13 protein-coding genes are annotated in these 13,886 nt (G+C 42.7%); 9 read left to right on the top strand and 4 right to left on the bottom strand.

From position 1 onward, the window contains the following. The first annotated feature begins 68 nt into the window (after positions 1–68). Complete coding sequence (locus tag MKX41_RS24000; RefSeq protein ID WP_340973479.1) at positions 69–1,250, top strand: multidrug effflux MFS transporter; 1,182 nt, start codon at positions 69–71, stop codon at positions 1,248–1,250. A 102-nt stretch (positions 1,251–1,352) separates the two neighbouring features. Here MKX41_RS24000 and MKX41_RS23995 read toward each other — a convergent pair whose 3' ends face one another. The 4 genes from MKX41_RS23995 to MKX41_RS23980 form a co-directional block, all read right to left on the bottom strand. Continuing rightward, a complete protein-coding gene (locus MKX41_RS23995; RefSeq protein WP_339267916.1) occupies positions 1,353–2,243 on the bottom strand; it encodes a diacylglycerol/lipid kinase family protein in 891 nt (296 codons plus the stop codon). A gap of 135 nt (positions 2,244–2,378) precedes the next feature. Next, entirely contained in the window at positions 2,379–3,362 is a 984-nt protein-coding gene (guaC, locus tag MKX41_RS23990) for a GMP reductase (RefSeq protein ID WP_042192907.1), read from the bottom strand. A gap of 242 nt (positions 3,363–3,604) precedes the next feature. Next, positions 3,605–4,219 carry a LysE/ArgO family amino acid transporter gene (locus MKX41_RS23985; protein WP_340973476.1) on the bottom strand — a complete coding sequence of 205 codons (615 nt, stop codon included), beginning with the start codon at positions 4,217–4,219 and terminating at the stop codon, positions 3,605–3,607. Positions 4,220–4,301: 82 nt separating this feature from the next. Beyond that, complete coding sequence (locus MKX41_RS23980) at positions 4,302–4,532, bottom strand: hypothetical protein (protein ID WP_340973474.1); 231 nt, start codon at positions 4,530–4,532, stop codon at positions 4,302–4,304. A 164-nt stretch (positions 4,533–4,696) separates the two neighbouring features. On the opposite strand from MKX41_RS23980, the gene MKX41_RS23975 reads away from it, so the two are divergent. The 8 genes from MKX41_RS23975 to MKX41_RS23940 all read left to right on the top strand — a co-directional run bounded on the left by MKX41_RS23975 (position 4,697) and on the right by MKX41_RS23940 (position 13,819). Continuing rightward, positions 4,697–5,875 (top strand): hypothetical protein, encoded by a 1,179-nt coding sequence (locus MKX41_RS23975; RefSeq protein ID WP_340973472.1) that lies wholly within the window; start codon positions 4,697–4,699, stop codon positions 5,873–5,875. 187 nt (positions 5,876–6,062) lie between these two features. Continuing rightward, positions 6,063–7,850 (top strand): hybrid sensor histidine kinase/response regulator transcription factor, encoded by a 1,788-nt coding sequence (locus MKX41_RS23970; protein WP_340973471.1) that lies wholly within the window; start codon positions 6,063–6,065, stop codon positions 7,848–7,850. 196 nt (positions 7,851–8,046) lie between these two features. Next, a complete protein-coding gene (locus tag MKX41_RS23965; protein WP_076284978.1) occupies positions 8,047–8,643 on the top strand; it encodes a sensor domain-containing protein in 597 nt (198 codons plus the stop codon). Positions 8,644–8,669: 26 nt separating this feature from the next. Further along, a complete protein-coding gene (locus MKX41_RS23960) occupies positions 8,670–9,272 on the top strand; it encodes a YkoP family protein (protein ID WP_339244034.1) in 603 nt (200 codons plus the stop codon). Next, the gene (locus tag MKX41_RS23955) at positions 9,272–10,036 is read left to right on the top strand and encodes a polysaccharide deacetylase family protein (protein ID WP_340973470.1); all 765 of its coding nucleotides are present in this window, start codon (positions 9,272–9,274) and stop codon (positions 10,034–10,036) included. The genes MKX41_RS23960 and MKX41_RS23955 overlap by 1 nt, the downstream gene beginning before the upstream one ends. 44 nt (positions 10,037–10,080) lie before the next feature. Further along, positions 10,081–11,718 carry a methyl-accepting chemotaxis protein gene (locus MKX41_RS23950; protein ID WP_340973468.1) on the top strand — a complete coding sequence of 546 codons (1,638 nt, stop codon included), beginning with the start codon at positions 10,081–10,083 and terminating at the stop codon, positions 11,716–11,718. Between the two features lie 110 nt (positions 11,719–11,828). After that, positions 11,829–13,052 carry an amidohydrolase gene (locus MKX41_RS23945; protein ID WP_340973467.1) on the top strand — a complete coding sequence of 408 codons (1,224 nt, stop codon included), beginning with the start codon at positions 11,829–11,831 and terminating at the stop codon, positions 13,050–13,052. 20 nt (positions 13,053–13,072) lie between these two features. Beyond that, entirely contained in the window at positions 13,073–13,819 is a 747-nt protein-coding gene (locus MKX41_RS23940; protein ID WP_340973464.1) for a uracil-DNA glycosylase family protein, read from the top strand. The last annotated feature ends 67 nt before the right edge of the window (positions 13,820–13,886 follow it).

Raw genomic sequence — 13,886 nt, 5'->3', positions numbered from 1 at the left:
TTTCCCTAGCTAGGCTCATATTCTTGTTGTTGTTCGAGGATATAAGCTTGTAGGAGGGCGAATTTAATATGAAAAAATATGCAGCACCATCTTTACTGCTAATGATTGTTCTTGTGGCTTTTCCGCAAATTAGTGAGACGATCTACACTCCATCGTTGCCGGATATTGCGGTAGCACTTGGGGTCTCTAATAGTTCTGTACAGTTAACATTAAGTATATATTTTATCGGATTTGCTTTAGGTGTTTTGTGTTGGGGTTGGCTCTCTGATTTCATCGGACGGAGACCTGCCATGCTGGGTGGCCTCATTGTATATGGTGTTGGAAGCTTGATGTGTTTTTACTCGGAATCCATTACTCTACTTCTGGTCAGCCGTTTCATTCAAGCATTTGGAGCAGCAACTGGCTCTATCATTACGCAAACCATTCTTCGGGAGAGTGTATCCGGGAATAAGCGGCATGCCATGTTTGCCCAAATCTCGGCGGTGATCGCTTTTACTCCAGCAGTAGGGCCGCTTATTGGCGGATGGGTGGATCAAGCTTTTGGTTTTCGAGCGGTTTTCTTTACATTAGTGATGATGAGTGTGTTGTTATTTGTGTATGCTTTTTGGAAGCTGCCAGAAACGACTGATGTTTCCGTGAGAAAAAAGGTGGCTATTCTACCTATCGTTAAAAGAATGCTCTCATTGCCACGTGTACTAGTGTTTGGGTTACTGATCGGGGGCATCAATGGAGTTTTATTTAGCTACTATGCGGAAGCACCCTTTATATTTATTGAACACTTTAACATTTCACCGGGAGTATATGGTTTTCTAGGCATTGTTGTGGCTTTGGCATCGATAGTGGGAGCAATGATGTCCAAGAGATTATTGTGTCTCTATGCCGCAGAAAAAATAATTCACATCGGCTGTTTAGTGATGACCAGTGGGGCTTTGCTATTAACAATCGTAAGCAGCCTTGTCTCGTTGCCGAATATGATGTTGATGGTATGCATTCTAATAACCCTTTTTGTCATGTTAATGGGGGCCGGTATCGCTTTACCTAATTGTCTAAGTCTTGCGCTTGTCAATTTTCAGGATGTTGTGGGAACAGCAGGTGCGATCTTCAGTTTGGGATATTACTTATTAGTTAGTTTGGCGACATGGGGAATGAGCGCCCTGCATAATGGTTCATTACTGACGATGCCCATCTATTTCTTAGGGATTAGCGGCGGAATGTGGTTATTAAGTAAAAAGTTTATTGTATCGGAATAGAATTTACTTCTTAGTTATTTGATTAGAAGGAGATATGGAACGGGGTATCCATAAATGAATGGCAGTCTGGAACTTTTTGAGTTCCGGACTGCTTTTTATTTGTTAGTCTACTTCCGGCACAATGACTTGGATATGACGAGGGAGAACACTTAGCGTAATTGGTAAAATCGGACCTTCTTCACCATCCACATTGGTTTTTACGGCTTCTGGAGAGCTCACAGTCACATTTTGGGCCGTGAAATAGACAACGTCTTTATGATCCTTAAGGCTGCCAAGTAGTAAAGAAATACTGGCTGTAATGGTATTGAGTATACTGAGGTCTTGAATAATAAAACAGTGAAGCAGACCATCGTCAACCGCAGCATCAGGTATCAGATTCTCGAATCCGCCAACGGAGTTGGTTAACACGGCGAGAAAAAGCGGGGAATCGCCTTGCCATGTCTTCTCGTCATAATGAATGACAAGAGGGTGGGGGGAAGTGCTTGTAAGTTGTTTTAGGCCTTCTTTCAAATATGCCAAAGAGCCGAGCTTGGTTTTCTCTTCGATTGAAACGGAGGATAAAGATCCGGCGATTGAACCTACAGCAACAACATTTCCGAATAAGCGGTCATTCAAGCAACCAATATCTACTGTCTTTACGTTCGAGGAAGCAAGGGTTTGAATGGCTATTTCGGGATTCAATGGAATCTGTAACGCGCGGGCAAAATCATTAACCGTTCCTAAAGGGACTACACCTAACTTTGGGTGTTGTTTCTGATTCATAAGACCATTAATGGTCTCGTGAAGCGTGCCATCCCCGCCAATGGAGACGACTAGATCGTAACACTCCTCACAGGCAGTGATACAATAACGAGTTGCATCTAGTTCTTTTGCCGTCTCCTTAATCGTAACCAAGTAGCCTTGATCAGCTAGAACTCTTTCTGCATATCTGACATATTCGCCAGCTTCTTCTTTACCAGATGAGGGGTTAATAATAATCATAGCTTGCCGCATAGGGATTATCCTCTCTTGTTCAATCTAATAGCCTATTAGATGATTACCCCAAAGTGGTATAGCAGAAATCATAACAACCTAAAAAAAGGTGAGCAAGAACGACCTAAGTCGTCTTACTCACCTCTTTTATGTTTGTTAATAGACCTTGTCACCATTAAAAATGGAATTCTTAACGATAACATAATCTACTTTACGAATAGCTTCTAATTTATTGCCTCCAGCATAAGAAATCGAGGACTGAAGATCTTGCTCCATCTCTCTCAAGGTTTCTGCTAAAGCACCTTTGTGCTCGACAACTATTTTTTTGCCCTCAACATTCTTCTTTTCACCTTTTTGGTATTCAGAAGCGGAGCCGAAGTACTCTTTATACAGCTTTCCATCGATCTCGATGGTATCACCAGGAGATTCTTCATGCCCAGCAAATAGGGAACCGATCATGACCATGGAAGCACCAAATCTAATGGACTTGGCGATATCTCCATGTGTCCGAATGCCTCCGTCAGCGATAATAGGCTTACTTGCAGCCTTGGCACACAAGCGTAGTGCGGCTAATTGCCAGCCACCTGTTCCGAATCCTGTCTTAATCTTCGTGATACATACTTTCCCTGGTCCAATTCCCACTTTAGTAGCGTCGGCCCCAGCGTTCTCTAATTCTCTAACGCCTTCAGGAGTTCCCACGTTTCCAGCAATAACGAAACTAGCAGGTAGATATTGTTTAATATGTTTGATCATTCGAATGACAGCCTCGGAATGACCATGTGCAATATCGATCGTAATGAATTCCGGAATCAACTGTTCGTTAGCTAATTGTTCAACGAAATCGTATTCTTCTTCTTTGACTCCGACACTAATGGATGCGATTAATCCGCGGGTGTGCATGTCCTTGATGAAAGACGTACGCTTCTCCGGTTCAAAACGATGCATAATGTAGAAGTAGCCATTTTGGGCTAAGAAGCTGGCGATCTTCTCATCTATGATGGTTTGCATATTTGCAGGTACCACAGGTAATTTAAAAGTATGACCACCTAAGGTGACTGTTGTATCACACTCAGAACGGCTATTTACGATACATTTTGCAGGAATTAACTGAATATCTTCATAATCGAATACTTTTTTCATTATATACACCTCTAAATGCGAACATTATAGTATTTTTGTTTGATTATTGTTCGTCCACTTTGTAATGTACAGCATTCCGAACAAGAAGTCAAAATTCTAGTACATTATGGTGTAAATTGGACTTAATTATACGACGATTTGGTGTACGGCTTATGACTCTCATATAGTGAACTGAATGTAGGGACAAGAATATGTATAGATATTAACAAAAGGCCATCCCTATAAGGGATGACCTTTCTTAATTACATTTGAAAAAGCTTGTAAGCAATATACGCTGCAACGATCCAAATGATAATCGCAGAGATCTTATTAATGATCAGCATGATTTTGCCGCTTGAATCTATTTGTCCTACGGTCTTTCCTGCTACAGCAAGCCCAAAGAACCAAATCCAAGAAACCAGGATAGTCGAAACGGCGAATGTAACTTTTTCTATGCCCGTGTAACTAAGGGAGCTGGTGCCGATAACCCCAATCGTATCCAGGATAGCATGTGGATTTAATAAAGAAACGGACATCGCAAATAAGATCTGTTTTTTTGAAGATAGTGGTACTGCATCTACGGATGAAGATGTCGGTATGCTTCTCCAGATGGACCATCCCATATACAAAAGAAATACAAGTCCTACTGCAAATAAAGCGGTCTGCAGAACAGGGATGGCAAACACAAGAACAGAAACACCTAAGACGGCTAATAAAATAAGAAGGGTGTCACATAAAGCAGCCGTAATAATAACTGGGATGGCTTTTTTAAACTGTGGCTGTGAGGCCCCTTGGTTAAATACAAAAACATTTTGTGCGCCAAGCGGAAGAATTAATCCAAAGGCTAAGGCGATTCCGTGAAGTAGTGCGGCTAACATAATTGTGTCCTCCGGTGATGAGTAATGCGTTATAAAATTTGCTTTTGAATATGGTGCACCATATGTTCTAGATAGTCTTGAATCAACCATGCAGGACGTATGGTTGCTCCTCATATTGAATTTTGATGAATCGTTCAAGATTATTGATCGCGGAGTCACATAGATGTCCTAATATTTCTTTTCGTGACCATTTATGCGGCTGGGGGCGCTCTGTCACTTCTGTTTCTGACATAAGTCTGATTTCTTGAGGTGATTTAATGAGCCATTTGTTTAATTGATCCATTACATTTTGTATCTGGATATTCACGCCCATTGGTTATCGACCCCTTCATCCATAATTTCTGGCTAAATAATATGTACTATCATACAATTTATGCCTTTATAAAAAAAGATGATTAATATAATCTTGTTGTCCCTTAAAAAAGGTAGTAAAGTAACATGATACATACTATTTATGGAAAGAAAGGTTGATATTTTTTGAAAAAAGGAATATTTACAGGTCTTCTTGCGCTCTTGCTGATTACCGCCAGTACGCTATCTTTTAATGTTGTAGAGGCCGCTGGAACAGTAACGAAATTACCTAGCCCCCAATGGAGTCAGCTGAATGTTGTGGGAGCATTAGAAAGCATAGAAGGGGGTCCCGTGGAACTTCCATCATTAAATACAGTCTATCTCCACACTAAGGAAGAGCATGCTACCCAAACTAAGGTATGGTTGGTTGATACGCTGAAATCTTATGATACACAGACAGGGAAGCTAAAGTGGTCAGTTAATTTTGCAGACCCGGGCACAGCGATGTTTCGTGAATCGAAAGATTATTTAGTGGCGCCAGATGGAACGGTATACATAACCTTTACAGATAATCTTTCACCTGACGCAACTCAGATCTATGCGGTGGGACCAGACGGAAAACGGAAATGGAAAGTGAATTTGTCTCAGACAGAGGGATACTTATATAGACTTGATAACGGGAGTTTAGTCTTTGCATCCCAAGGTAATTTTGATAACAATGGGAATTATAACGGGTCACTAACTTTAATTAATAAAAGTGGTACCAAAGTAAAAAATATTTCTTATAAAGGAACGGTATTGGCGCAAGGAAATCGTGTCTTAATTCAAACGAATTACGGTGGTGGGAAAGGCTCACGTATCCAGGCACTCGATTCTTCCTTGAATTCAGTTTTTACATATCAAATGCCAGCCGATTCGTACACTGAAGTGTCTTACAATCAGGTGCTTCCCGATGGAACAGTATTAATCCGTACTAATATACCAAAGACAGGGAATCGGTTATTCGGATTCAACTCTAAAGGTAATCTACTGTGGGGAAGAGATATCGCAGGTGATGCTGTCGTATCCTCACTTGGTGAAGTTTATGGGGTTTATGCCAATGGCAAGCTGTCTCTATATAATGTCAAAGGATTAGTTAAGTCGGTAGCGCTTAAAGATGAGACAGAATTTTTTGTATCGTTGGGCCGATTACAGGATGGTAATATTGAGCTTGGCTTCCCGGGTTCCACCACATATGTTTTAAATCCTAAAACGCTCGCAGTAGATTATACTTTTAAGCTGAAGGATGATTTTAATTTCAACTATGTAGGCAATCGCGTGGGGTATGTAATGACAGACAATGGATTTTCACGAATTAAGTTTTAATTCCAGAAATCGATTAGGATTGATCAAGGGATGCTGCCCCTAAAGGGATGGTATCTTTTTTTCTATTCTGTAATTACACTCCTAGCATAAATGTCATCCCATCTCATGACCTTTTGTAACTAGTAAGGCCTCAGGGGGTTACACTATAATAAGGGTCTAGTCAGCAGAATTTATAGGGGGCAATATCTTGTTTAATCTGGTCAAACAGTGGTTCTGGTACGATTGGCTCGTCCTCCTGTTTCGGATTTGTTTTTCTACTTCTTTTATAGTTACGATGTGTTACCTCTCGGAGGACTTTACGATTCCTTTCTGGATCGTGTTTGTTTGGGGTGTGATCTCTTTTTCAGTGCCTTGGTTTTGTTTGCAGCTGCATTATAAGTATTATCTGATGGCGGAGATCCTTCTTTCAGGTGGTCTATGCTTATATTTGGCTGCTCTGTTTCCTGATTCGTATGTAACTTTTCTGCCAATTGCTTTTATGATTGCCAGCAATAGTGCACAGAAGTCCTATCGTTGGTCAGCTCCGATCACGGTGATCTTGATTCCAATAATGTTATCTGAATTGTCACAACAAATGGATGCTATATCGATGATTGTGAACTTTGGCTTGGTGTATACGATTGGCTTCGCTTTTCACTTGCTGGTGGTGAATCATAAGCAGAACGGGATTATTAAGAACCAGAATGCTGTCCTGGAGCAGTATATTTCACAAGTCGAGCGTATGACCCTTCTGGAGGAAAGAGATCGATTGTCCAAAGATTTGCATGACACTGTAGGGCATTCTTATACTTCAATTCTTATGGGGCTGGAGACTTTACGTACGGAGGTGAATACCTCTGAAGGAGAGCAAAAGATAGATTCCTTATTAAAGCTAACTCGCAATGGCTTGGATGATGTGCGTAAATATTTGCACCATGTGGGCTCTTCGCAGGATTCATTGACGCTTATGCAGTCCTTGCAGAAATTAGTGGATGATTTCCAGACCTTTTCGAAGGTTAAGGTTCGTCTAAGAACGTTCGGAGAGGCTTATACAATATCCAAGCAGGCTAAAATGACCTTATATAGATGTTTGCAAGAGTCGATAACCAACGCTGTTCGTCATGGTCAAGCCAGTGAAATTGTCATCACCCTGCATTACGAAGAGAAGTTAATTCGACTGGAAGTGCAGGATAATGGATTAGGCACTGAAGATTTAAAAGCAGGATTTGGTGTGAACGCGATGAAGGAACGTGCTTCCAACCTGCAAGGCCAAGTGTATCTCTACTCTAAGCCAGGGGAAGGAACCTTAGTGACCTGTAGTTTACCAAGGCTTGAAGAGATACAGGAGGAAATGATTCGCTTATTGCTGGTCGATGATCAACCTTATATTCGGGATAGTCTGCGAATTATTTTAGAGCAGCAGCCCGATTTTGAGATCATTGGGTTAGCTGAGAATGGTGAGCAAGCAGTAGGCTTCTGTGAGCAGGAACAGCCTCATGTGGTGCTGATGGACTTAAATATGCCTGACATGGACGGTGCGGAAGCAACGAAGCTTATTAAGCAAAAGTGGCCAGGGGTACGAGTGCTGATCCTGACTACTTTTCAAGAAACGGATTTGGCAGTCGAAGCACTGCAAAACGGGGCAGATGGCTACTTGTTAAAGTCTACTGAACCGCAGGAGCTATTCGAAGGGATACGTCTCGTACATCGGGGTGTGAAGATGATAACACCAGCTATTACGAATGTATTAATTGATCATTATGAGATGCATCCAACTTCTGAAGCGCAGACTGAGCAGAGTAATGAGTATGGGCTGACCCCGCGCGAGCTGGAAATTCTAGAATGCCTGTCAAAGGGCATGCGTTATAAATCCATTGCAGCTAAATTGTATTTGTCTGATGGAACGGTGAGAAATTACGCTTCTACCATCTATGCTAAGCTGGGTGTACGGAATCGCGAAGAGGCTGTTGAGAAAGCCTTTGGCACATTGGAATAACTAAAACCGAATGATCTGAAATTGTAGAGCGAGCACCTTGTTGTCTATTTTCCCTTGTGGGAGTAGGCGAAAGGTGCTTTTTTGTATGAAATAACTGTCATATGACATTATGGCACTGGTCGATTTTACATCAGGAGCTCTAACATAGGATTTACAAAGATGAACAAATTTTTAGTGCAGAGAGGAAGAGGAGAATATGAGTCAAATGATCCGGAAGCATGTGAGGAATTTCTGTTTCTTATTAATTACTTTTGCCACAGGGCTATTTTACTTTTGCTTTTATTTGGTAGGCATCACTTTTGGGGTCGCGATGTCCTTCACCATAGTAGGGATTCCGATCCTTTATTATGTTTTGCGTTCTACCGAAACCTTTTTACAACATGAGCGAATTCGAACGAAAGTCTATACGGATATCTCCGTTCGGACGCTTCCAACTCGATCTCAAGAACAAGGAAACATATGGGAAAAGGTTAAGGCGGAGTTGTCTGATGAGCATAACTGGAGAGCAATTATAGGGTTGATGCTGCAATTTGGAATTGGAATGCTCAGTCTCATATGTGCAACTCTTTTTTATTTGTCCCCTATTATTCTCTTGTTGTCCCCTATCTTGTATTTCATCGATATCTCTTCTATATCGTTATTCGGGATTGAAAATAAAACACTCAACACCTCACTTCTGTTCATGCTGTTAGGCGCGGTATCTCTTTGGATAGGTGCTTATCTTGGCAACAGTTTAGTAAAGATGATCGGCAGGTATACGCGGCGTTTAGTGAAAGATTTTGCTAGAAGATAAACTTTTACACGAAAGAAGGAAGATTAATGGTAGCCTCAGTTTCATTTATAAAAGTATTCTCGCAATCTCTTTGGATGATGTGGGAGAATCTATTTGCTATTGTCACCAAATTCCGCAGCCAGTCTGTGTGGAGATACGGGATATGTAAATTGGTCGTGTTAAAGTATCACGGTGAAAGTATAGTTTGCCAAGATGGACATCAGATTCTTCCCGGAGATTGGGTGGGTGAACTTCATCTGGATAATCGTCAGGTAGTGCAGCTTACGCGTACCCTGGGCGCTGATCGGGCCGGAATTCGAACTGCACGTATGCTTCGCGAGGCCATGAAGGAGATTAGTCGTGAATTAGATAGCAATCCAGAACTAAGCAAAGTGCAGGCGCTAACGGGGATTACGCTACTTCACCGGGGGATCATTCATGGAATAGGGTTTGAGCAGCATCCTATCAAGTCCAAATGGCAGCGGCGATGGTTCGGAATCTATCTTCGGTTCTTACTTCGGATGCTGCATCCGGAGGGGAAACATCGCGTTGAGGACAGCACGGAGAAGTTGTCTCCTAAGATGCTCGTGCTTAGTAAGCAGTCTTTGAAAGCGCGGTTTGCTCCTCGAAGGAAAGAGGCGGTTTCCTAGTGTGGACGCTCCTTATTTTAGCTATAGATGCGATTATTCTTTATATGATTGTTCCGTTTGTGATTACTCGAATATTGGGATGGGGTGTTGTATCCAGAGGAAATGCCGCGAAGGAAGTTGCCTTTACTTTCGATGACGGACCAGATCCATGCTATACCCCTGAATTATTGGACTTGCTGCATGAACATGACGTTAAAGCAACTTTTTTCGTATTAGGCAAAAGGGCTGAGCAATTCCCGGATTTAATCCAGCGAATGCACCGTGAAGGACATCAGATCGGCATTCATAATTATACACATACGCCTAACTGGATTTACTCTCCATGGACGAATAGACGGAAGCAAGTAGATCGAACAGCTGATATTGTCGAGCGGATTACAGGAGAGCGGCCTATCTTGTATCGACCACCATGGGGGCTCCTTAATTTAGGCGATCTTGTCTTTCTTAGACGTTCTTATCGGGTAGTGTTGTGGTCTGTAATGGTGGGAGACTGGAAGGCGTCTGTTAGCGCAGCCCAAATAAAGCATGACTTATTGAAAAAGATAAAACCCGGTTCTATCATCGTTCTGCACGACAATGGTGATACACCGGGGGCAGATCGAGAAGCACCGCTGAACATGATCACCGGACTGGAAGAGGTCTTAAAGGAGATTTCTAGAAGGGGGCTGAAGAGCCATCGAGTGGAGGAGCTACTGAACAAGGAAGCTAGTCGCATTGGAGAAGCTAGGTCCAGCGTCAAACATCACGGTCAGATTAATCTGTAGCTATGGATGACATGATGTCACTAGATTGGAAGGGAATTCAGACATTGAAGAAGAAAACCGTTCGAACCATCGTTATGACCGTTTCTGTAGTATACATGGTGTTGATTTTTGCAGGTCTATGTATGTACACATTTTCTAAGTTTAATGAAATTCTCAGTCATGAAGTTGAACAAAAGCTTAACTATAAGGTGGAGCTTACTTCTACTAAACTGAATAGTCGATTGTCGAATGATTTTCAGAAGAGCTTGGCTGAAATGAGTGAGGAGGATGCAGGTTATTATTTTGTCATAGATAAAGCTGGTCGATATGTAGCAAGCCAGAACCCTAAGCAAGATATAGGTAAAGCTATATTTGATGAACCGGACATACAGTTGCAAAAGGTTGGTCAGGTCATAGCACAATCTACGGGAACTAGTGGTACGGAAGACTCGAAGAATGTTTATGCTTTTACAAGGATCGGCGATACAGATTACAAGCTAGTGCTGGTGATGCCTGTAAAACAGATCTTGGAGCCAATGATGAACAACCAATATTTAATTATTGGCGGTTTTGTTATCGCTTTGATTATTTTTATTGTCTTACTCTTCATTATCTTAACCCGACTTATTGTACGACCGCTGCGAAGAATCAATGAGCATGTAATGGAGCTTGTTGAACACGGAGGCGATCTGACTAAGAAGCTGGACATGAAGCGTAATGATGAGATTGGGATGTTGGCGTATTCCATGAATCAGTTTCTGGATAACATTCGGGCCATCGTCGGGAATGTCACTTCACAGGCCAATCATCTGAATGAAAATGCAGAAATACTTCAAGTTTCAGCAGAGCAGACAAATGAGACATCCAAGCAAATTACCACGATTATTACGGATATGGCTGTGAGGTCGACGGAGCAAGCAGAACATGTGCGGCAAGTACTCACGATGATGGAACGGACAGGGGAAATCTCTGAGGAAATTATTCAGGAAACGGTAAAGACAGTTCACGATTCCAATCATTTAATAAAAGCGGTGCAAACTGGCCAGCGTGCAAACCGGGCATCTGTAGATCACTTGGAAACTATGGTTAGTTCCATTGAGCGTTCAACAGAAACCATTGCACAGCTGAACAGCCGATCCAGCCAAATCGGTGAGATCATTAACGTGATTTCCGAATTGGCTAGTCAGACGAATCTACTCGCGCTAAATGCAGCCATTGAAGCGGCCCGCGCTGGAGAGCAAGGGAAAGGTTTTGCAGTAGTTGCAGGAGAGATCCGTAAGCTTGCTGAAGGTTCCGAAAGAGCAGCCGAGCAGATTGCCGAGCTTGTTGGCGCAATTCAAGCGGATACGAATGCAGCGGTCAAAACGATGGAATCGAGTCAACAAGTGGTCAATCAACAGAATGATTTAGTATTACAAGGGCAACAATCTCTGGAGGAAATCGTTCAGAAGGTTGATCTAACAACCCAAAGCACGCTGCGAATTCAAGGCATATTTGGTGAGTTGTCTACAATGTCACATCAATCATTGAAGGCTCTAGTGCAATCTTCGCAACTCATTGATCAGTCGGCATCGTCCTCACAGGAAGTAGCGGCTTCCACGGAGGAGCAACTTGCGACTATCGATGAGATGACGACCAAACTTAGAGAACTCAGCGAGTTATCTGTATTTTTAAAGTTAGAAGTTGGGATATTTACGATATAGTCTTATGCTAAAAACCTTTCAAACATTTTTTATATAGGAAGGGCTATGGTACCATTTAGGATAAAGTGGTTCGCACCTATATTAAATCGTTGAGAAAAGGATGGGGTAGCATGTTGAATGCTTCTTACTGGTTAACCAATATAAGATTAGAGCAGGGTTATGTTATTGAGGATGGACAAGTGGTTGGTACAGATACGAAGGTTTGTCATATCCGAATTGACGGGGATAACATTTCGGAAGTGGTTGGAGCGGACGTAGAGCTTCAGAGTCATCTACCTAAATATGACTGCAAAGGGTTATTGATGCTTCCTTCCTTTGAGGAGGCACATATCCATTTAGATAAAACATATTTCGCTGGACCATGGAAAGCGGTAAAGCCTGCAGCCGGTGTCTTCGAACGCATTGAGGAAGAGAAGGTATTATTGCCTAAGCTGCTGCCTATGGCGAGACAACAAGCGGAGAGCATCTTGACGCTTATACAGCGTTTCGGTGCCACATATGTGCGTAGTCATTGTAATATTGAGCCTGTCAGCGGTCTGAAGCGTTTAGAGGCAACCCTGCAAGCATTGGATACCTTCTCCGGCAAAATTTCATCTGAAATTGTAGCCTTTCCGCAGCATGGTCTGCTTCGCTCTAATTCTGTTGAATTAGTAAAGCAATCCCTGGCAGAGGGGGCAACCTATGTAGGTGGTGTCGATCCATACTCAGTGGATGGAGATATCGAGAAGTCACTCCAGACCATGGTCGAGCTAGCGGTAATGAATAATGCTGGCATTGATCTTCACTTACATGATGGAAAAGAAGCAGGAAAGCAGACGCTATCGCGTTTGGCTGATCTCACAGAAGAAGCTGGCTTACAGGGCAAGGTGACCGTTAGTCACGCATTCTGGTTCGCAGGTGCATCGCAGCAGGAAGCAGAGGAAATGGCTGCACGGATGGCATCACTTAGTATGGGTATTGCATCCACAGTACCTATTGGAAGAATGATGATGCCACTACCGATGCTGCACAGCCAAGGTGTACAAGTGAAACTGGCAACAGACAGCCTTACGGATCACTGGTCTCCTTTTGGAAATGGAGATCAATTGGAGAAGGCGGGACGGTACGCAGAGTTATATGGGTGTAGTGATGAAGGGTCATTATCGCAATCCCTTAGATTCATAACAGGAGGGATAACGCCTCTTAATCTAAAAGGTGAACAGGTGTGGCCAAAGGTAGGAGACACTGCAAGCTTTGTGCTGCTGCATGCGAGCTGTTCGGCTGAAGCTGTAGCACGAAGAGCGGATCGTCAAGCCGTATGGTACGAAGGGCGTCTCGTGAGTGGATCATTATAGGGACATGAGAGGTGGATGACATGCTCATCTCTAACCATTTGCAACAATATAAAGCAGCGATGCTTTCACTTCCGAAGGGGACCGCGCTAACGAAAGAGGATCTGCAGGTAGATAAGCTTCTAATGAAGCGTAGCGGCAAGCTTGAAATGTACTATGCACCGCACAATGAGTACCTGAATCCTACTGCAAAGGTGATCATTATCGGACTAACACCCGGTTTTACACAAATGAGAATAGCCATACAAGAAGCAGTCATTGGGTTGAAAGCCGGGCTTTTAGATGAAGAGGTATGCAGAAAAGCAAAAGAAGCGGCGAGATTCGCAGGCTCCATGAGGAGTACGTTAATTCACATGCTAGATACACTTGGGCTGCATCAGTACTTGAACCTTAACTCTTGTGACCAATTGTTTCAGGAGCAGCAAACGAACCTACATACCACCTCTTTATTGCGTTTTCCTGTGTTCGTAGAGAAGAAAAATTATAATGGGGCACATCCTAAGCTACGTTCAGATCCGTTCCTTAGAGAATGTGCGCTATTGTCGTTAGAGCAGGAGCTGGGCATCCTGAGCCAAGCTTTAATTATTCCTTTAGGAAAAACGGTCGAGGAAATGCTCCAGCTTTTGGTATCTGAGGGTAAGCTCGATGATCACCGCTGTTTATGGGGATTTCCTCATCCTTCTGGAGCGAACGGACATAGATTTAAGCAGTTTTCCAGCCAGCAAGAGAACATGACTAAGACGCTCCAAGATCATTTATGGAACGGCTGAGTGATCAATCTTATCGCAACATTTTTCCTGGACCTCACGTTAAGAATGATAGAGTAGCACAATTTCA

This window comes from Paenibacillus sp. FSL R5-0475 (assembly GCF_038004585.1).
Lineage (GTDB): Bacteria > Bacillota > Bacilli > Paenibacillales > Paenibacillaceae > Paenibacillus_AQ.
The sequence above is the reverse complement of the archived record's forward strand: the minus strand, read 5'-3'. Positions and strand labels throughout refer to the sequence as shown.